Below are 19,286 nucleotides of genomic sequence, written 5' to 3' on the forward strand. Positions count from 1 at the left end.
TCATGGTCACGGATCGTTCCTGGCTGTCGCGCTGATCAGGGCGTGAAGGTGACGGGCAGGCTCGGCGCCTTGGCGCCGGTGGGCGGCACCTGGAGGGTCTTGAGGGCGAACTCCATCACCTCCTTGTAGATGGGTCCGCAGATCTGGCCGCCGAAGTAACCGCCCTCGGTGGCGTTCTGGATGGCGCAGTAGACGGTGATGCGCGGCTTGTCGGCGGGCGCGAATCCGGCGAACGACGAGGTGTAGCCGCGGTACTTGCCGGTGGCCGGATCGACCCGGTTGGCGGTGCCGGTCTTGCCCGCGACCCGGTAGCCGGGGATGCGGGCCTTGGTTCCGGTGCCCTCCTCGTCGTCGACGACGGACTCCAGCATGCGGGCCAGGGTCTTGGCGGTCCTGGCGCTGACGACCCGGCTCTTCTTGGGCGTGGCGGCGGGGGTGAAGCGGCCGTCGGGGCCCTTCTCGCCGCGTACCAGGGTGGGGGCGACGCGGACGCCGTCGTTGGCGATGGTGGAGTAGACGGAGGCCGCCTGGAGGGCGTTGACGGAGACGCCCTGGCCGAACGGGATCGTGTACTGCTGCGACGTCGACCAGGCGTCCGGCGGGGCGAGGATGCCCTTGGTCTCGCCGGGGAAGTCGAGGCCCGTGTAGCTGCCGATGCCGAATTTACGCAGGTAGTTGTAGAGCACCTGGTTGGCCTGGGCCTGGGTCTTGCCGAGCTGGCCGGTGGCGAGGATGGTGCCGATGTTGCTGGACTTGGCGAGCACGCCGTTGAGGGTGAGGTTCCAGGTGGCGTGGTCGATGTCGTCCTTGAAGAGGCGGTCGCCGCGGTGCAGCCGGTTGGGGACGACGACGTGGGTGAGCGGGGTGGCGACGCCCTGTTCGAGGACGGCGGCCATCGACATGACCTTGGCGGTGGAGCCGGGCTCGTAGGCGTCCTGGAGGGCCGCGTTGCCGAGGGCGTCGGGGTTGGCCTTGGAGAGGTCGTTGGGGTCAAAGCCGGGCGAGTCGGCCATGGCGAGGATCTGGCCGGTGCGGGTGTCCTGGACGATGACGTAGCCGCGGTCCGCCTTGGACTTCCTGACCTGCTCGGAGATGGCGTTCTGGGCGGCCCACTGGATGTCGCGGTCGATGGTCAGTTCGACGTCGCTGCCGGGCACGGCGGGGGTCTCGGTGGAGCCCGCGGTGGGCACCAGACGGCCGCCGGACTGGGCGTAGCGGATCTTGCCGTCCTTGCCGGCCAGTTCCTTGTTGAGCTGCTGCTCGACGCCGCCGCCGCCCTTGCCCTCGTCGTTGACCCAGCCCAGTATCCCGGCGGCGAGGTCGCCGTTGGGGTACACGCGCTTGCTGCTGGGGTCGGCGAAGACACCGGCCAGGACGTTGGCGGTGGACGGGTCGCGGGACGCCTTCTGGGCGAGGGTGCTGCGCAGGTCCTTGATCTGCGTCCAGACCTGCGGGGTCTGCCGACGGGCCAGCAGGACGTACCGCAGCTCCTTGTTGGCCGGGCGGAGCTTCTTGACCAGGGTGTCCTGGTCGACGCCGAGGATCGGGGCGAGGAGCGCGGCCGCCCGCTCGGGTCCGTCGTCGATCTTCAGCTGTTCGCGGTTGAACATCGTCGGGTCGGCGGTGAGGTCGTAGGCGTCGACGCTGGTGGCGAGGGAGACGCCGTTGCGGTCGGTGATGCCGCCGCGCTCGGCGGCCAGGACGTGGCCGACGTAGCGGTTCTGTTCGGCCTTGGCCGCGTACTCGCTGGCGTCGACGGCCTGTACCTGGAGGAGGCGGACCACGAACGCGATCAGGACGAGGGTCAGGGTCAGGCTGATCATGCGCAGCCGGGGGCGTGGGCTGCCCAGGCGCAGCACCTTGGGGGCGGCGGGGCGGGCCGGGGGCCGGCGGACGGGGCGGGCGCCGGGGGCCGGACGCCGGGCGGCGGGGCGGGCGGGCCGCGCGGGGCCGGGCACCCGGCGGCGTGGCGGTTGCCTGTCGGACACTTCCGTCACCTGCCGGGGGTCGTGGTCGGAACGGGCGCGGTGGGGGTGGCCGCGGGGGCACCGGAGGCGGGGTGCGCGGGCGGGGCGGCGACGGCGGCGGGGGTGGACGCCGACAGGGTGGCCGAGGGGGTGGCGCGGGCGGCGGCCTCCGGCGGGCGCAGCACCAGCGGCACCCGCGCCGCGGACTGGAGGGCGGCGGCCGAGGGAACGCCCTTGACGGTGCCGTCGGAGTCGAGGAACGCGGGGTCGCCGCCGGGGACCATGCCGAGTTCCCGGGCCCGGCGCTGGAGGGCCTGGGGGGCGGAGTAGGCGTCGATGTCGTGCTGGAGCGCCTGCTGCTCGTCGGTGAGGCTCTTGGTGTCCTTCTGGAGGTCGTCCAGCTGGAACGAGCCTTCGCTGAGCGCCGAGTTCAGCACCAGGAGCCCGATCAGGCCGCCGCCGAGGAGGAGGACGACGAGCAGCACGAAGGGCGTGCGGGCGGCCTGGTTGCCGGGGGCGGCCGGCAGCAGCCGGGCGAGCCGGGCGGCCCGTCCCTTCAGTTCGGGTCGCCTGCTCACGCGTCCCCCAGCGGGTCCGTCGTGCCGGTGCGCCCGTGGGCCTCGCTCACTCGACGTCCTCCCTGATGCGCTCGGCTCCCCGCAGCCGGGCCGGCGCGGCCCGGCGGTTGTCGGCGACCTCTTCCTCGGTGGGAAGTTCGGCACCGCGCGTCAGGAGCTTGAGCCGGGGCTGATAGCGCTCGGGGACGACGGGCAGCCCGGCGGGCGCGGTGGTGGCGGCACCGGCCGCGAACACCTGTTTGACGAGCCGGTCCTCCAGCGAGTGGTAGGAGAGCACGCCGATCCGGCCGCCCACCGCGAGCGACTTCACGGCGGCCGGGATCGCCCGCTCCAGGACGGACAGTTCGCCGTTGACCTCGATGCGCAGGGCCTGGAAGGTGCGCTTGGCGGGGTTGCCGCCGGTGCGCTTGGCGGCCTGCGGCAGGGCGCCACGGATCAGCTCGACGAGCCGGGCGCTGTTGCTGAACGGCTCCTTGTCGCGCTCCTTGACGACCGCCGAGACGATTCGCTTGGCCTGCTTCTCCTCGCCGTACGCCCGCAGGATGCGCACCAGTTCACCGGGCGGGTAGGTGTTGAGGACCTCGGCGGCGCTCATGCCGGTCGTCTGGTCCATGCGCATGTCGAGGGGGGCGTCCTGGGCGTAGGCGAAGCCGCGGTCGGCCTCGTCGAGCTGCATGGAGGAGACGCCGAGGTCGAAGAGGACGCCCTGCACGCGCGCGAGGGCGAGCCGGTCGAGGACGTCGGGCAGTTCGTCGTAGACGGCGTGCACGAGGGTGGCGCGGTCACCGAACGGCGCGAGGCGCTCGCCGGACAGGCGCAGCGCCTCCTTGTCGCGGTCCAGGGCGACGAGGCGGGCCTCGGGGAAGCGGGTCAGCAGGGCCTCGCTGTGTCCGCCGAGGCCCAGGGTGCAGTCGACGACCACCGCGCCGGGTGCCTCCAGAGCGGGGGCCAGCAGATCCAGGCACCGCTGGAGCATCACCGGAACATGTCGACTCTGGCTCAAGGGGCCCTCTCAGGTCGGACGGGGACCACGCGTACCGCCGGGTCCCGCCCGCTCGGAAAGGGGAGAACGGGCCGGCGCCGAAAGCGTCGGCCGGCCGGGAGCGGGAGGAGGCCGAGCCGTACGTGCGCGCCGCGCACGTGGGGACGTCCGGCGAGAGCGCCGGGGTCGTGGGGGATTCGCGTGCAGCAGGGAGCACCTCGCCTCCCGCTTCGCGTCACTTTAGTCCACGGTCCGGCGCGGTCAATCAACCGGCCTTGCGCGGCGCGGTCATGACGGCGGACAGCCTCCGGAACGGGAAAATCACCCGGGTGGGCCCACCCTGCTACCCATGTGGCTTACCTCACAAAGGGGACGTGATGACACTCTTTTTCCGTTCTCACCACAAGACCGGAACGCCTGTGACCAGTACCGTCATGGATATGACGACTTCTGCTTCGGCCTCCACAGCACCCGAAGGCGCCATACCTGACGGTGGCGCCGTGATCGACCGTCTGGTCGACGCGAACGAGCAGTACGCCGCCGCGTTCGCCGACCCGGGGATGGACGCCCGCCCGGTTCTGCACGTCGCCGTCGTGGCGTGCATGGACGCCCGTATCGACCTGCACGCGGCGCTCGGCCTGGAGCTGGGCGACTGCCACACCATCCGCAACGCGGGCGGCGTGGTCACCGACGACGTGATCCGCTCGCTCACCATCAGCCAGCGCAAGCTGGGCACCCGCAGCGTGATACTGATCCACCACACGGGCTGCGGCCTGGAGGCGATCACCGAGGACTTCCGCACCGAGCTGGAGATGGAGGTCGGCCAGCGTCCCGCGTGGGCGGTGGAGTCGTTCCGCGACGTCGACCAGGACGTCCGGCAGTCCATGCAGCGGGTGCGGACCTCTCCGTTCCTGCTGCACACCGACGACGTGCGAGGCTTCGTCTTCGACGTGAAGACGGGACTGCTGCGCGAGATCGACCCGGCGTGAGGCGCTCCCGCCCCTTCTCGTCCTCGTATCACCACAGGCCCACCGCTGTTCAAGCATCGTAAAACCCGACGTATCGCCGCCAGTTGTCCACAGGCGAGTGACACGAATCGGTAACGGCAGCAAGAATGCGGTGGGGCGCCCCGCGGAACCATGTCCACGGGGCGTCTGTGAACCGGGGTTGGGCCGTGCCGCGTCGCTGCGCGTCGGCCCTGAGCAAGAAGGGCCGAGGAGGGCCGGGTGACGACCTATGACGATCGAGCGAGCCTCACAGATCTGACCGCCACTGTGGAACGTGTCCGCAGTTCGGTGGAAGGAGTGATCGAGGGCAAGCCCGAGGTCGTACGGCTTTCGCTGACCGTGCTGCTCGCCGAGGGACATCTCCTGATCGAGGATGTCCCCGGCGTGGGCAAGACGATGCTCGCCAAGGCGCTGGCACGGTCGATCGACTGTTCGGTGCGGCGTATCCAGTTCACGCCCGATCTGCTGCCCTCGGACATCACGGGCGTGTCCATCTGGGACCAGCAGCGGCGGGACTTCGAGTTCAAACCCGGCGCGATCTTCGCCCAGATCGTGATCGGCGACGAGATCAACCGCGCCTCGCCCAAGACCCAGTCCGCGCTCCTGGAGTCCATGGAGGAGCGCCAGGTCACCATCGACGGGCAGACCTACCAACTGCCCAGCCCCTTCATGGTGGTGGCCACCCAGAACCCGGTCGAGATGGAGGGCACCTACCCGCTGCCCGAGGCGCAGCGCGACCGCTTCATGGCCCGCGTCTCGGTGGGATACCCCAGCGTGGAGGCCGAGTTGCAGATGCTCGACGTGCACGGCGGCGTCTCCCCGCTGGAGGATCTCCAGCCGGTGGCGCACGCGCACGACATCGTGAAGCTGGTCGAGACCGTCCGGGGCGTCCATGTCGCCGAGACGGTCCGCCGGTACGCGGTCGAGCTGGTCGCCGCCACCCGCAGCCACCCCGACCTCAGACTCGGCGCCTCCCCGCGCGCGACGCTGCATCTGGTGCGCGCGGCGAAGGCGTCCGCCGCCCTGTCCGGCCGGGAGTACGCCCTGCCGGACGACGTCCAGGCCCTCGCCGTCGCCGTCCTGGCCCACCGGCTGCTGCCGACCGCCCAGGCCCAGCTGAACCGCCGCACCTCGGAGCAGGTGGTGGAGGAGATCCTCCAGCGCACCCCGGTGCCCCAGCAGCAGAGCGGCTTCGGCCACGGCACCCCGGCGTACGGTCAGCCGCCCCGGAGGCTGTGATGACCGACGCCGCGCCGGGGCCCGCGGAGCCCGACCACGACGAGCGGGGCGGCATCCGCACCACCCTGGCCGGCCTGACCACCCGCGGCCGGTCCTTCTTCGCGGCCGGTGTCGCCGCCGCCGTCTGCGCCTATGTGCTCGGCCAGAGCGATCTGCTGCGGGTCGGACTGCTGCTCGCCGTGCTGCCCCTGGTGTGCGCGCTGTTCCTGCACCGCACCCGCTACCGGGTGGCCGGCAGCCGCAGGCTGTCCCCCGCGCGCGTACCGGCCGGCAGCGAGGCCCGCGTCCAGCTGCGCATGGACAACGTCTCCCGGTTCCCCACCGGCCTGCTGATGCTCCAGGACCGGGTGCCGTACGTGCTCGGCCCCCGGCCCCGTTTCGTGCTCGACCGGGTGGAGCCGGGCGGCCGCCGCGAGGTGTCCTACCGGGTCCGTTCCGACCTGCGCGGCCGCTATCCACTGGGCCCGCTCCAGCTGCGCCTGAGCGACCCGTTCGGCATGTGCGATCTGACGCGCTCCTTCTCGTCGTCGGACATGCTGACGGTCGTCCCGCACGTGGAGCCGCTGCCGCCGGTGCGACTGACCGGCGAGTCCGCGGGGTACGGCGAGGGGCGTCAGCGCTCGCTCGCGCTGGCCGGCGAGGACGACGTGATCCCGCGCGGCTACCGGCACGGCGACGACCTGCGCCGCGTCCACTGGCGATCCACCGCCCGCTACGGCGAGTTGATGGTGCGCCGGGAGGAACAGCCGCAGCGCGCCCGGTGCACGGTGCTGCTCGACACCCGGGGCGTCGCCTTCCTCGGCGCGGGTCCCGACACGGCGTTCGAGTGGGCGGTCTCGGGTGCCGCGTCGGTCCTGGTCCACCTCCTCGAACGGGGCTACTCGGTGCGGCTGTTGACGGACACCGGCAGCGTGGTGCCGGGCGAGGGGGCCGACGGGTTCGCGGGCGCGAGCCAGCAGTCGGCCGACGCGGCCGGGCTGCTGATGGACACCCTCGCGATGATCGACCACTCCGACGGGACGGGCCTGTCGCCCGCGTACGACGCGCTGCGCGGCGGCGCCGGGGGGCTGCTGGTGGCGTTCTTCGGCGACCTCGACGAGGAGCAGGCCTCGGTGGCCGCGACGATGCGGCGGCGCAGCGCCGGCGCGATCGCCTTCGTCCTGGACGACGGGTCCTGGAACCGGGAACCGACCGACGTGCCCGGTCCGTTGGACAAGGGCGGGGACCCGCTGCGGGTGCTGCGGGAGGCGGGCTGGACGGCGCTGCGGGTGGCGCGCGGGGCCTCCCTTGAGGACCTGTGGCGGCAGGCGGACCGGGAGCGGACCGGCCTGACCGCGACCGGCACGAGCGGTGAGGGGACGGGATCATGAGCGGTCGGGCCCGGCTGGCGCTGTGCGCCTGGGCGGCCACGCTGATGGCGTCCTGCGCCCTGCTGCCGCTGGTCTCCCCGACGACCTGGATCGTGCAGGGAGCCTGCCTGCTGGGCGTGCAGACGCTGGTGGGCGTGGCGACCCGGCGGGTACCGCTGCCCCGCCCTCTGACGGTGGCGTCGCAGGCGCTGGTGACGCTGCTGATGCTGACCCTGGTCTTCGCCCACGCCCAGGCGCCGGCCGGGTTCGTGCCGGGCCCTGACGCGCTGCGGCACTTCGCTGAGCTGCTGCGGCAGGGCGGCGACGACATCGCCCGGTACGCCATACCGGCACCGCTGGCCTCGGACGGCATCCGGCTGATGCTGCTGGGCGGGGTCCTGGTGATCGGGCTCGCGGTGGACGCGCTGGCGGTGACCTTCCGCAGCGCGGCTCCGGCGGGACTGCCGTTGCTGGCCCTGTACTCGGTGGCCGCGGGGCTCTCCGAGGGCGGCGCGGACTGGCTGTGGTTCCTGGTCGCGGCGGCCGGCTATCTGATGCTGCTGCTGACCGAGGGGCGCGACCGGCTCTCCCAGTGGGGCCGCGTCTTCGGCGCCGCACCGCGCACCCCGGGCGGCGCCACCGGGACACCGGCCCCGGTCCGCTCCGGGCGGCGCATCGGCGTGGTCGCCCTGGGCGTCGCCCTGGTGGTGCCGCTGGCCCTGCCCGGGATGAACGGCGGCCTGCTCGGCGGCGTGGGGTCGGGCGGCGGCGCCGGGGACAGTGGCGGGGGCACGATCTCCGCGGTCAACCCCCTGGTCTCGCTGCGCGACAGCCTGAACGTGGACGAGAACCGCCAGGTCCTCTCCCTGCGCACCAACACGGCCGACGTCTCCGACCTCTACCTGCGGATCGTCTCCCTGGACGACTTCGACGGCAGCACCTGGAAGCCCGCCAAGCGGCACATCGTCTCCGTGCCGGACCGGTTGCCCACCCCGACGGGGCTCGGCGCGGGCGTGAGGCGCACGGTGGTCGACACGCGTATCTCGGCCGCCGACTGGTACGCGCAGGACTGGCTGCCGATGCCGTATCCGCCCAGTGGTGTCCAGGTCGCCGGGAAGTGGCGTTACGAGCCGGTGGGCATGACCCTGGTCGGCGACCACGGCGAGACCACACGCGGCAAGACCTACCTGGTCAAGAGCCTCGACGTGGAGCCGACAGCGGAACAGCTCGCGGACGCGCCGCAGCCGTCGCAAACCCTGAGACGCGAGTACACCAGACTGCCCGGCTCGGTCCCCGCGGTGGTCGCGGCGACCGCGCGCGAGGTCACCAAGGGCACGAAGAACGCCTACGAACGGGCGGTCAAGCTCCAGGACTACTTCACCCAGGACGGCGGCTTCCAGTACAACACCCAGGTGCAGGTGGGTACGGGCCCGGACGCGATCGCCCGGTTCCTCAAGGACAAGCAGGGCTTCTGCGTCCACTTCTCGTTCGCGATGGCGGCGATGGCCCGCAGCCTGGGCATTCCGGCCCGGGTGGCGGTCGGCTTCGCGCCCGGCACCCAGCAGGCGGACGGTTCGGTGGCGGTGAGCCTGAAGGACGCCCACGCCTGGCCGGAGCTGTACTTCGAGGGCGTGGGCTGGACCCGCTTCGAGCCGACTCCGAGCCGGGGCACGACGCCGTCGTACACCCAGCCGGAGACGTCGGGCGACACGGTTCCCCATGTGCCGAGCTCCTCGCAGTCGGCGGACGTGTCCACGTCGGCGGCCCCGTCGACGAGCGCGAGCTGCGGGTCGGTCCGGGACCGGGAGCCGGTGGCGGACTGCGCCGGTGCGCTGCCGCCGTCCACGACGACGCCGGGTGCGGGTGGTCCGCGCTGGTACGAGGTCGCCGGCTGGTCGCTCCTCGGGGTGCTGGCGGTCGCCCTCCTGCTGTTCCCGATGGTCTGGCGGGTCCGCAGACGCGCGGTGCGGCTGGCGTCGGCCCGGCACACGTCCGCGGTGCCGCAGACGGCGGGGCATGTGCTGGCCGTCTGGCGTGAGGTGACGGACACGGCCTGGGACTACGGCATCGCCCCGGACGAGGCGCTGACTCCGCGCAAGGCGGCGCAGCGGATCGTGCGGCTCGGTGAGCTGGACGCGGTGACGGCGGGGTCCGTGCATCGGGTGGCGGGCGCGGTGGAGCAGTTCCTGTTCGCTCCCCGGCCGAGTCCGGTGCCGGGGCTGGCCGAGGAGGCTCGGGCTCTGCGTGCGGCCCTGCATGGCCGTTCCTCGTGGTTCCTCCGCGTCCGGGCGGTCGTGGCGCCGCGTTCCGCCGTCCGGGCGGTCTGGGCGGTCGCGGACGCGTGGGCTGCGGCGAGAGCCGGCTGGCGGCTGCGGTGGACGGCTCTGTTTCGCCGGGGGCCGTCCGAACAACGGCAGGGCGGCTGAGCCACCCGGGTGAACGACGGCGCCCTGACCGGCGGGGAGGGCCCGTACCCGGGGCTCAGGGCGGGGTGCGCGTCGTCGGGGGCGCGTCGTCGGGGGCGGGGCTGGGGGCTAATCGCGCAGTTCCCCGCGCCCCTTAACGGCGTCACCTGAGCCTTGGCGGGCTGGCTTGGGCCGGATCACTTCGTCGGGTGCGGGCCCGGTGGGGGCTGATCGCGCAGTTCCCCGCGCCCCTTAACGGCGTCGCCTGAGCGTCAGCAGCCCAGCTGGGGGCGGTTCACTTCGTCGGGTGCGGGCCCGGTGGGGGTTGGTCGCGCAGTTCCCCGCGCCCCTTAACGGCGTCGCCTGAGCGTTGGCCAGCTGGCTTGGGCCGGATCACTTCGTCGGGTGCGGGGCCGGTGGGGGCTCGTCGCGCAGTTCCCCGCGCCCCTTAACGGCGTCGCCTGAGCGTTGGCAGTCCAGCTGGGAGGTGGTCGTGCAGGTCCCCGCGTCCCTTAAGGGTCTCGGCTGAGCGTTGGTGGGTTGCGGAGGGGGTGACCGCCCTTGGGTGGTCACCCCCTTTGTGGTGCGCGTGTGGGAGCGCTGCTACTGGCCCTGTTCGTCGCGGCGGCGTTGCCACCGTTCTTCGATCCGGTCCATCACGGAGCGCTTCGGCCGTCCTTGCCGGCGTGCCTGGGGGGCGCCGCCCGCCGCGGGCTGTTCGCCCGGCTTGGGGGCCTTGCGCCAACCGGTCACCGCGAGCACCGCACAACCGAGCATGACCAGGAAGCCGACCACGCTGAGCCAGACCTGCTTGGCCACCATTCCGGCCATGAGGAGCGCGATACCCACGAGGAAGCCCGCGACCGCCTGGTAGACCCGCCGCCGGGTGTACGTACGCAGCCCGCTTCCCTCAAGCGCCGACGCGAACTTGGGATCTTCGGCGTACAGCGCTCGCTCCATTTGCTCGAGCATGCGCTGCTCGTGCTCCGAGAGCGGCACGGAGTCCTCCTCATCGTGCGGTCGCCGGGGCGACCCGGGGGTCCCTTAAGGATAGGCAGGGAATCGCCCCCGTGAAACCCGCCCCTCTACGCCAACTGGCCAACCGTGACCGTCATGAGCGTCCCGGCCCGCTGAATCTTCCATTCCCCAGCGGCCGACCCGTCATGCCGGGCGGTCTCCATCGATCATACGGCGCCGAACGCCCGATCGGGGGGCCTGTGGCGTACTCCATGTGCAGCCAAGTACCTGATCAGGCCCCGCGCGGGGAGGAGGCTCAGGCCTCGGTGGTCCCCGGGGTCTCACCGAGCACATGGAGCTGCGTGGCCACCGAGTGGAACGCGGGCAACACCGCCGCCGCCTCCTCCAGCTTCAGCAGCGCCTCCAGGGCACCCGGCTCGGTGTCCACCAGGACCCCGGGCACCAGGTCGGCGAAGACCCGCACGCCGTGCACCGCGCCGACCCGCAGGCCCGCGCCCTCGACCAGCGCGGCGAGCTGTTCGGCGGTGAACCGGCGCGGCACGGGGTCGCCGTCGCCCCAGCGGCCGTCGGGGTCACCGAGGGCCTGGCGGGCCTCCTTGAAGTGTCCGGCGAGGGCGCGGGCCAGCACGGCGCCGCCGAGCCCGGCGGCGAGGAGACTGAGGACGCCGTCGGGGCGCAGGGCGCCGACCGCGTTGCGCACGCCGTCGGCGGGGTCGTCGACGTACTCCAGGACGCCGTGGCACAGCACCGCGTCGTAGCCGCCCCGCTCGACGACGTCGAAGAGGCCGTGGGCGTCGCCCTGAACACCCCGGACGCGGTCGGCGACGCCGGCCTCGGCGGCCCGGCGCTCCAGCGCGAACAGGGCGTTCGGGCTGGGGTCGACGACGGTGACCCGGTGCCCGAGGCGGGCCACGGGCACCGCGAAGTTGCCACTGCCGCCCCCGCTGTCGAGGACGTCGAGCGACTCGCGTCCCGTGGCCTTGACCCGGCGGTCCAGGGCGTCCTGGAGGACATCCCAGACCACGGCGGTACGGAGAGAGGCGCGGGGGCGCATCGGGTCCGGCACGGCAGTTGACTCCTCGGCGCGGCACCGCCACTGGCACGGCGGAGCGATCGGGATGCCTCCCCGGCCCGGGTGCGGGCGGGGAGACGTCAGGCGCTCTCCACCCTATTGCCTCGGCCGCCGCGCCCGGTCCCCCCTGCGCCGCACCCACTGGCACGTCTCGCGGGCCGGACCCCGCTGGTCACCCCCTTCGACGGAACATCCCCGTCACCCGGCGTCGGGAAGGTCCCGCTCGTCGCCCGGCCGCCCGGCGCCAGGGCGGTTCCCGTCCGGGCGGGGATGGGGCAGGACCGGCTGGAGGACGAGCATCCGCTCGACGAGGCGCAGGAACATCGCCACGTCCCGTATGAGGTCGTCGGCGTCGCGGGAGCTGGCCGCGCCCTGGATGCCGGCCTCGGCACGGGCTCGGCGGCGGGCGCCGGAGGCGAACAGGGCGCTCCACTCGGTGAGTTCGGGCACGACCTCGGGGAGCACCTCCCAGGCGCTGCGTATGCGGGCGCGGCGCCGGGAGACGGGCTCGGGGCGGGCGCGGGCGGCGAGCACAGCGGCGGCCGTGCGCAGGGCGGCGAGGTGAGCGGTGGCGTACCGCTCGTTGGCGGTGTCAAGAACGGCCGCCTCGTCGAGTCCTGCGTGGGCCTGGGCGAGCAGGTCGAGGGCGGCGGGCGGGGCCGTGGCCCGGCGGAGCACGGGGTGCGTGTCCCCCGCCGGGCCGGTCGGTGACGGGGCAGGGCCGGCGGTGCGGGGCCGGTGGGCGGCGATCTCGTGGTGCCTGACCATGACGAGCCTCCTGTCGTCAGCGTGACGGCTCTGTAGCCGTATGTGCCCATCGTGCGACACGGCACTGACAATCCGCCCTGACCTGCACTTTTACGTGTCCGCGCGGGCCGGGCGGCACCGGCCCGGCGCCCACTCCCCCGTGCCCGGAGAGACCGGCCCGCCGCCCCGCGCGCGTGCCCGAGACCATAGGGGCCACCCTCGACGGCTGAAGGCCTCCGGCCCCGAGTGAACCGTGCTCGGAGGGGGGCGGAGCGAGGGGGCGGGGTGGGGAATTCGGTCAGGGGTGGGATGGGGCGGGGTTGGGGCTGTGGTCTTGCTCTGAACCTTGGGCTGCGGGTCATCCCGGGCTTCGGTTGCTGTGACAATCGGGGCCATGGAAAGCAGCAGCGCCACGTCGGGTGGGGGCACGCGTCGTGCGGCCACCCGGCAGCGGCTCTACGAGGCGGCCGTCACGCTCATCGCCGAGCAGGGCTTCTCCGCCACCACGGTGGACGAGATCGCCGAACGGGCCGGGGTGGCGAAGGGCACGGTCTACTACAACTTCGCCAGCAAGTCCGTCCTCTTCGAGGAGTTGCTGCGGCACGGCGTGAGCCTTCTCGCCGCCTCGTTGCGGGAGGCCGCCGAGGAGTCCGCGCACGGCGGCGGCAGCAAGGTGGACGCCCTGGACGCGATGGTCCGCGCCGGGCTCGGCTTCATCGCCCGCTACCCGGCCTTCACCCAGCTGTACGTGGCCGAGCTGTGGCGCACCAACCGGTCCTGGCAGCCCACCCTCGCGGTGGTGCGCCAGCAGGTCAACGCGGCCGTCGAGGACGTGCTGCGGGACGGCGTGGCGGGCGGCGAGTTCAGCGCCGAGATCGATGTGCGGCTGACCGCCGCCGCGCTGGTCGGGATGGTCCTGGTGGCCGCGTTGGACTGGCAGTCGTTCCAGCCGGAACGCTCCCTGGACGACGTTCACGCGGCGCTGTCCCGGCTGTTGCAGGGCCGGGTGAGCGGCGGCTCCTGACCGCCGGTCAGCCACCGGCACCGTCCCGGGCGCACGAAGGCGCCGGTCCGTCCTGGCCGCGTCCCCCGCGGGCCACCACGAACCGGCGCCTTCTCCTGTCCCCCCACGGTCGCCCGTACCGCGTCCACCCGACTCCCCCGTCGGGCCCCCGTCGCGGTCGAGCACCGGGTTTCCCCCGTGCCTCGCTCCCGTCGACGTGACGTCGACGGAAGGAGCGGATCGTAGGCCCGGCTCCGTTCCGGCGCCCCGTGTCGCCGGTGCCGGAGCCGAGCCCCTCTCCGTGCCTCCACTCTCTCGTTCTCGCAGGTCGCGCCCCATCCGCGCGCGTACTCATCTCTCCGCCTAGGTACAGGTACTCAGGTCTGTGTGCCCGCCCCCAGGACGTGGCGTCGCCGACTGGTTACGATCGCCTCCGTGTCGGTACTCCCCCTCGTGTTCACCAGCGGCTGGGCCAGCGGCGTCAACGCCTACGCGGTGGTGCTCCTGCTCGGCGTGTTCGGCGTGACCGGCCTCAGCGACGACATCCCGCAGACGCTCCAGCGGCCCGAGGTGCTCATCACGGCCGGTGTGCTCTTCCTGATCGAGGCCGTCGCCGACAAGATCCCGTACCTCGACTCGGCGTGGGACTCCGTGCACACGGTGGTGCGCCCGTTGGCCGGTGCCTGGGTCGGGGCGCTGCTGGCCGGGCAGAGCGGTTCGCTGTCGGACGTGGCGGCGGGCCTGCTGGGCGGTTCGACGGCGCTGGCGAGCCACGCCGTGAAGACCGGGACGCGGATGGCCGTGAACACCTCGCCCGAGCCCTTCAGCAACGTGGTCCTGAGTCTCGCCGAGGATCTCGGGGTCGGCGGGATCGTCACGTTCGCGATGTTCCACCCGCTGCCCGCGGCGATCATCGCGGCCGCCCTGCTGGCGACGGGCCTGCTGCTCCTGGTGTTCCTGGTCGCCCGCATCCGCCGTTACCTGCGCCGCAGGGCTCAGCGCCGGGAGGAACGCAGACTCGCCCACCGGACCGGCCAGGCCGACCAGGTCGGACGGGCCGGGCGACCGCCGGACTGACGGCCCGCGACCGTGACTGTCAGTGGTGGTCGATACAGTTTCGGGCATGGGACAGATCGCGGTGATCGGCGCCGGCATGGGCGCGATGGCGGCCGCCGCCCGGCTGGCCGTCGCGGGCCACCGGGTGGCGGTGTACGAGCGCACGGAGACGTACGGCGGGGCGGTGCGCCGCTTCGAACGGGACGGCTTCGCCTTCGACACCGGCCCCGGGCTGCTGCCGTTGCCCGCGGTCTGGCGGGACCTGTTCGTGAAGACCGGCAAGGAGCCGTTGGAGGCGTGCGTCGAGCTGGTCCAGGTGGACCCGGCGGCCCGGCACGTCTTCGCGGACGGCACCGGGGCGACCGTGCCGAACGCCTCCCGCGCGGGCGTCGTGGCCGCGCTCGACGAGGCTCTCGGCGCGGGCGCGGGTGAGCGCTGGGGCGACTTCCTGGTGCGCGCCCGTGAGGCCTGGGACCGCACCCGCCGCCCGCTGCTGGAGGAGCCCCTGTGGCCCGACTGGCAGGTGCTGGCCGGCAAGGAGCCCTACCCGTCGGTCCCGCACAAGCGGCTGCTGCGTACCCGGCGGGCCGCCACCCTCGCCGAGATCGGCGCCTGGGAGCTGCGTGATCCCCGGCTGGCGGCGCTGCTGGAGAGCCACGCGCTCGCGTACGGGCTCGACCCGCGGACCGCGCCGGCCGCCGCCGCCGTCCTGCCGTACCTGGACCACGCCTTCGGCACCTGGTACGTCCGGGGCGGGATACGGGAGTTGGCGCGGGCGGTGCACGAGCGGTGCGTGGCACGCCGGGTCGCGTTCCACTTCGGCGCCGAGGTCACCCGGGTGCTGGAGAAGGACGGCCGGGCGGCCGGGGTGGAGCTGGCGGACGGGACACTCGTGGAGGCGGACACCGTCGTCGGCGTAGCGCCCTGGCGGCTGAACGGCGGTGAGCTGTACGGCGCGGACGCGGTGCGGCCGGTCGCCGAGGACGCGGTGCCGGGGCGGGTGGTGGTCTGTCTGGCGCTGCGGGGGGCGCGGGAGGCGGGTGCCGTGCACCGCACGGTGGTCCACGCGCCGGACCGGGAGGCCGAGTTGGCGCTCTTCGGTCCCGGCGAGCCGCCCGAGCGGCCCACGGTCCGGATCGACCGCCCGGACGACCGGGCGCTGCGTCCCGACGACGCGCACGAGTCAGTGGTCCTCACGGCGACGGTCCCCTCCCAGGCCCACCACGACTGGAGCGCGTCCGGGGCCGCCGACGCCTTCGCCGACCGGATGGTCACCGCCGCCGAGCGTGCCGTACCGGGACTGCGGGAGCGCACGCTGTGGCGCGAGGTACGGACGCCGGTGCACACGCGCGTGGAGACCGGCGCGGAGTTCGGCGGGGTACCGGCGCCCGCGCTGGCCGCGGCAGCGGGGCGACTGCTGCGCCCGGCCAACAGCACAGCGCTGGCAGGCCTGTTCAGCGCCGGAGGCTGGTCCCACCCCGGAGGCGGCCTCCCTCACGCGGGCATGTCGGGCGCGCTGACAGCCGGCCTGATCGTGGAGGGCCCGGGGTTCCGGGGCTCGCAGTGAGGGGCGGGGTCCGGGGCGCTCAGTGAGAGCACGGGGCCCGGGGCTCCAAGGTGACGGCCGGGTTCCGCAAGGAAGCCGGAGTTCCGAGGCGCCCCGCGAGGGAGCCGAGTGTCCGGGCTCGCCGTGACGGGCTACGGCACTGCCGGGGAAGGCTCAGGGTTTCGGGGCGGCCGGTGACAGCAGGGCTCCGTGCTCCTCGGCGACGCCAAGGGCCGGGGCTCCCCGTAAGGGGCCCAAGGTTCCGGGGCTCGCCATGACCGGCCGGGTCCAGGGCTCCCGATGACGGCAACGCTGCCGCGCTCCCGCCCAGCGGAGGGCGGGGCCGGTGCGGGGGCCCGCGCCTGGACCGGTGGTCAGAAGCGGTACTGCTGTTCGTCGTAGCCGTTGGTGCCCGGCTGTTGCTGGCCCTGGTAGGGGTACTGCTGCTGGTCCTGCGGGAGTTCGGCGCCGTAGGAGTCCTCGGCGCGCTGCTGCGGGACCCAGACGCCGCCGGGCGGGGTCTCGGCGCCGTAGCCGCCGTTGGCGTACTGGTCCTGGCTGTAGGCCTGTTGGTCGTACTGGCCGTACCCGGCGTCGTAGCCCCCGTACGTCTGGGTGCCGATGTACGGGTCGGAGTAGGCCGCGTACTGCTGCTGGCCGGTGCTGTCGTAGCCGTACTGGTGCTGGTCGTAGCCGGTGTAGCCGTCGTAGGCGTACCCCTGGTCGGCGCCCTGGGCGGCCGTCGCGTACTGGTCCTGCGGGGACTGGCCGCCGTATCCCTGGTCGCCGTAGACCCCGTAGGAGCCGGTGTCGTCGGGGATCGGCTGGGGTTCGTAGACGGCGGTGGTCTCGGCCGCCGTGGGCTGCGCGTGGGCCGGGGTGAACACGTCGTCGCGGTCGAAGTCGTCGTCGGTGCCGTAGGCGTGGCCGTAGCCGAAGTCGGGGTCGGTGACGTGACCGGCGTCGGGCGTCTTCGGCGCGTCGAGGGCGTCCGGGGTCTGCTCGTCCGGCTCGGGCTCGCCGCGACGGCGCTTCTTGCCGAGCTTGCCGAGCTTCTTGCCGCCGCTCGCCTCGTCGCCGTCGCCGTCCTCGCCCGGCCGCTTGACGGCCCAGCCGGAGGCGAAGCCGCTGCGGAACGACAGCGTGACGTAGGTCTGCCCGACGGCGAACGCGATGGCGCCCAGGCCGATGACGATCACCTGCGAGACCATCACACCGAGGACCACGCCCAGGAAGCCGCCGAAGGCGAGCAACCGCCAGCGCAGCCGCGCCTTGTACTGAAGCAGCACTTCACCGAGCAGCCACAGTGCGACGACGCCGAACGCGATGTAGAGGACCGTCCAGCCCATGTACGCCCCTCTCCCAGTGGCCGCTACGCAGTGTGTCGCATGCGCGTGCGGCCGGTCTAGGCCCGCGGGGGGTGGTGCAGGCCGAGGTTTTGGTGGATTTCAAGTGTCGCCGTGGAGTTGTTGAGCGTGATGAAGTGCAGACCGGGGACTCCCTCGGCCAGCAGTCGCGCGCAGAACTCGGTGGCGAACTCGATTCCCAAGGAGCGTACAGCCGCCGCGTCGTCTTTCGCTGTGAGGATTCGCTCTTTCAGGACGGACGGGACGGCGGCGTTGCTGAGCTGTGGCAGACGTTCCAGCATCTTCACACTGGTCACCGGCATGACCTCCGGTATCACCGGGGTGTCGCAGCCGGCCGCCGCGACCCGGTCCCGCAGTCGCAGATAGGACTCGGGGTGGAAGAACATCTGTGTGATGGCGTAGTCGGCGCCGGCCCGGCACTTGTCGACGAAGTGCGCGATGTCCCGGTCCCAGTCGGGGGAGCGCGGATGCATCTCGGGGAAGGCGGCGACGCCGACGCAGAAGTCGCCGGACTCCTTGATCAGCTCGACCAGTTCGGCCGCGTAGGTGAGGCCCTGGGGGTGCGGGACCCAGTCGCCCATGGGGTCGCCGGGCGGGTCGCCGCGCACGGCGAGCATGTTGCGGATACCGGCGTCCGCGTACTGGCCGATGATGTTGCGCAGTTCCGCGACGGACTGGTTGACGGCGGTGAGGTGCGCGACCGGCGTGAGCGTGCTGTCGGCGGCGATCTGCTGGGTGGCCCGCACGGTGCCGGAGCGGGTGGAGCCGCCCGCGCCGTAGGTCACGGACACGAAGCTGGGGGCCACGGCCTCGATCCGGCGCAGCGCGTTCCAGAGGTTGCGCTCGCCCTTCTCCGTCTTGGGAGCCCAGAACTCGAAGGAGTACGTCGTCTCACCGGTCGCGAGCATGTCGCGGACCGTGCGCGCGTGGTCCGTTCTGGTGGATGAGGTTCCGAGGGCCATAGTCGCAGGTTAGCCATGGGAGGGCGGTCACCCAACCGGGCGTCGGGGATTTGTCGGAATTGGCGCCTTGTTTGTCCACTCCTCGGACATACGCAGGCCGGATTCCACCCTTCTTACGCGCCGCGCAGCCGCTTCGCGAACTCGGCCGCCGCCGCTCCCGGGTCGTCGGCCTCGGTGATCGCGCGGACGACCACGACCCGGCGGGCCCCGGCTTCCAGCACCTCGTCGAGGGTGGTGAGGTCGATGCCGCCGATGGCGAACCAGGGGCGGTCGGTGCCGAGGGCGGCGGTGTACCGGACCAGGTCGAGGCCGGGGGCGTGGCGGCCGGGCTTGGTGGGGGTGGGCCAGCAGGGGCCGGTGCAGAAGTAGTCGACGCCGGGCTGGACGGCTGCGGCGGCGGCCTCGGACTCGGCGTGTGTGGAGCGGCCGATCAGGATGTCGTCGCCGAGGATCGCGCGGGCGGCGGGCACGGGGAGGTCGCCCTGCCCGAGGTGGAGAACGGCGGCGGAGGCGGCGTGTGCGACGTCGGCGCGGTCGTTGACGGCGAGCAGTTTCCCGTGCCGGGCGCAGGCGTCGGCGAACACCTCCAGGTGCTTCAGTTCCTGGCCGGCCTCCATGCCCTTGTCCCGCAACTGCACGATGTCGACGCCGGCGGTCAGCACGGTGTCGAGGAACTCCGGCAGGTCGCCTTGTCGGCGGCGGGCGTCGGTGCACAGGTAGACGTGGGCGTCGGCAAGTGCGCCCCGTGCGGCGACGGACTTGGACATGGGTGTCTCCCCCCGGTGGAACGGCTCTGTGGCACCCGCGTCCACGGGGCCACCACGATCTTGCGCGGCCTCGGGCCCAGGTGTCTACGGCCCCCCCTGGGCCGCACCGGGTGCGAGGGCCGTTGTCCGGACGTGGATGGTGAGGTGCGGGTCCGCTGTGGTGTTGTGCGCAGTTCCCCGCGCCCCTGATGGGTCTTGGACGCCCGTTGTATGCCCCTGGCCGTAGCCACGGTTCGTGGGGTACCCCGGTGGATTGTCGAG

The 19,286-nt window shown here is 72.9% G+C and carries 16 protein-coding genes; 7 read left to right on the forward strand and 9 right to left on the reverse strand.

What is annotated here, in order from left to right:
- Positions 1-35: 35 nt before the first annotated feature.
- Genes ACIQOU_RS24695 through rsmH form a run of 3 tightly spaced genes read right to left on the reverse strand, consistent with a single transcriptional unit; the run spans position 36 to position 3,548 of the window.
- The gene (locus ACIQOU_RS24695) at positions 36-1,988 is read right to left on the reverse strand and encodes a peptidoglycan D,D-transpeptidase FtsI family protein (RefSeq protein WP_401539059.1); all 1,953 of its coding nucleotides are present in this window, start codon (positions 1,986-1,988) and stop codon (positions 36-38) included.
- Between the two features lie 5 nt (positions 1,989-1,993).
- Complete coding sequence (locus tag ACIQOU_RS24700) at positions 1,994-2,545, reverse strand: septum formation initiator family protein (RefSeq protein WP_401539060.1); 552 nt, start codon at positions 2,543-2,545, stop codon at positions 1,994-1,996.
- 46 nt (positions 2,546-2,591) lie between these two features.
- Positions 2,592-3,548: a 16S rRNA (cytosine(1402)-N(4))-methyltransferase RsmH gene (rsmH, locus tag ACIQOU_RS24705; protein ID WP_401539062.1), complete on the reverse strand. Its 957-nt coding sequence runs from the start codon at positions 3,546-3,548 to the stop codon at positions 2,592-2,594.
- Positions 3,549-3,904: 356 nt separating this feature from the next.
- Here rsmH and ACIQOU_RS24710 point away from each other — a divergent pair, with 356 nt between their 5' ends.
- The 4 genes from ACIQOU_RS24710 (at position 3,905) to ACIQOU_RS24725 (ending at position 9,548) form a co-directional block, all read left to right on the forward strand.
- Positions 3,905-4,516, forward strand: a complete 612-nt coding sequence (locus ACIQOU_RS24710; RefSeq protein ID WP_401539063.1) for a beta-class carbonic anhydrase — start codon at positions 3,905-3,907, stop codon at positions 4,514-4,516.
- A gap of 237 nt (positions 4,517-4,753) precedes the next feature.
- Positions 4,754-5,773: an AAA family ATPase gene (locus tag ACIQOU_RS24715; RefSeq protein ID WP_401539065.1), complete on the forward strand. Its 1,020-nt coding sequence runs from the start codon at positions 4,754-4,756 to the stop codon at positions 5,771-5,773.
- Entirely contained in the window at positions 5,773-7,143 is a 1,371-nt protein-coding gene (locus tag ACIQOU_RS24720; protein WP_401539066.1) for a DUF58 domain-containing protein, read from the forward strand. The genes ACIQOU_RS24715 and ACIQOU_RS24720 overlap by 1 nt, the downstream gene beginning before the upstream one ends.
- Positions 7,140-9,548, forward strand: a complete 2,409-nt coding sequence (locus ACIQOU_RS24725) for a transglutaminaseTgpA domain-containing protein (protein ID WP_401539068.1) — start codon at positions 7,140-7,142, stop codon at positions 9,546-9,548. Before ACIQOU_RS24720 ends, ACIQOU_RS24725 begins: the two co-directional genes overlap by 4 nt.
- A 582-nt stretch (positions 9,549-10,130) precedes the next feature.
- Here the strand turns inward: ACIQOU_RS24725 and ACIQOU_RS24730 are convergent.
- The 3 genes from ACIQOU_RS24730 to ACIQOU_RS24740 all read right to left on the reverse strand — a co-directional run bounded on the left by ACIQOU_RS24730 (position 10,131) and on the right by ACIQOU_RS24740 (position 12,345).
- Positions 10,131-10,526 carry a DUF3040 domain-containing protein gene (locus tag ACIQOU_RS24730; RefSeq protein WP_401539069.1) on the reverse strand — a complete coding sequence of 132 codons (396 nt, stop codon included), beginning with the start codon at positions 10,524-10,526 and terminating at the stop codon, positions 10,131-10,133.
- Between the two features lie 274 nt (positions 10,527-10,800).
- Positions 10,801-11,571, reverse strand: a complete 771-nt coding sequence (locus ACIQOU_RS24735) for a methyltransferase (RefSeq protein ID WP_401539071.1) — start codon at positions 11,569-11,571, stop codon at positions 10,801-10,803.
- Between the two features lie 204 nt (positions 11,572-11,775).
- Positions 11,776-12,345 (reverse strand): SAV_6107 family HEPN domain-containing protein, encoded by a 570-nt coding sequence (locus tag ACIQOU_RS24740; RefSeq protein ID WP_401539072.1) that lies wholly within the window; start codon positions 12,343-12,345, stop codon positions 11,776-11,778.
- Between the two features lie 373 nt (positions 12,346-12,718).
- Between ACIQOU_RS24740 and ACIQOU_RS24745 the strand changes: the two genes are divergently transcribed.
- The 3 genes from ACIQOU_RS24745 to ACIQOU_RS24755 all read left to right on the forward strand — a co-directional run bounded on the left by ACIQOU_RS24745 (position 12,719) and on the right by ACIQOU_RS24755 (position 15,950).
- Positions 12,719-13,348, forward strand: a complete 630-nt coding sequence (locus ACIQOU_RS24745; protein ID WP_401539074.1) for a TetR/AcrR family transcriptional regulator — start codon at positions 12,719-12,721, stop codon at positions 13,346-13,348.
- A gap of 414 nt (positions 13,349-13,762) precedes the next feature.
- Entirely contained in the window at positions 13,763-14,404 is a 642-nt protein-coding gene (locus ACIQOU_RS24750) for a DUF4126 domain-containing protein (protein ID WP_401539075.1), read from the forward strand.
- A 46-nt stretch (positions 14,405-14,450) separates the two neighbouring features.
- Positions 14,451-15,950 (forward strand): phytoene desaturase family protein, encoded by a 1,500-nt coding sequence (locus ACIQOU_RS24755; RefSeq protein ID WP_401539077.1) that lies wholly within the window; start codon positions 14,451-14,453, stop codon positions 15,948-15,950.
- Between the two features lie 353 nt (positions 15,951-16,303).
- Here ACIQOU_RS24755 and ACIQOU_RS24760 read toward each other — a convergent pair whose 3' ends face one another.
- The 3 genes from ACIQOU_RS24760 to thiE form a co-directional block, all read right to left on the reverse strand.
- Complete coding sequence (locus ACIQOU_RS24760) at positions 16,304-17,278, reverse strand: hypothetical protein (protein WP_401539079.1); 975 nt, start codon at positions 17,276-17,278, stop codon at positions 16,304-16,306.
- Between the two features lie 56 nt (positions 17,279-17,334).
- Positions 17,335-18,258: a methylenetetrahydrofolate reductase [NAD(P)H] gene (gene metF / locus ACIQOU_RS24765; RefSeq protein ID WP_401539081.1), complete on the reverse strand. Its 924-nt coding sequence runs from the start codon at positions 18,256-18,258 to the stop codon at positions 17,335-17,337.
- A 113-nt stretch (positions 18,259-18,371) separates the two neighbouring features.
- Complete coding sequence (thiE, locus tag ACIQOU_RS24770) at positions 18,372-19,025, reverse strand: thiamine phosphate synthase (protein ID WP_401539082.1); 654 nt, start codon at positions 19,023-19,025, stop codon at positions 18,372-18,374.
- Between the last annotated feature and the right edge of the window lie 261 nt (positions 19,026-19,286).

The sequence above is a fragment of the Streptomyces sp. NPDC091279 genome (genome assembly GCF_044757465.1).
Lineage (GTDB): Bacteria > Actinomycetota > Actinomycetes > Streptomycetales > Streptomycetaceae > Streptomyces.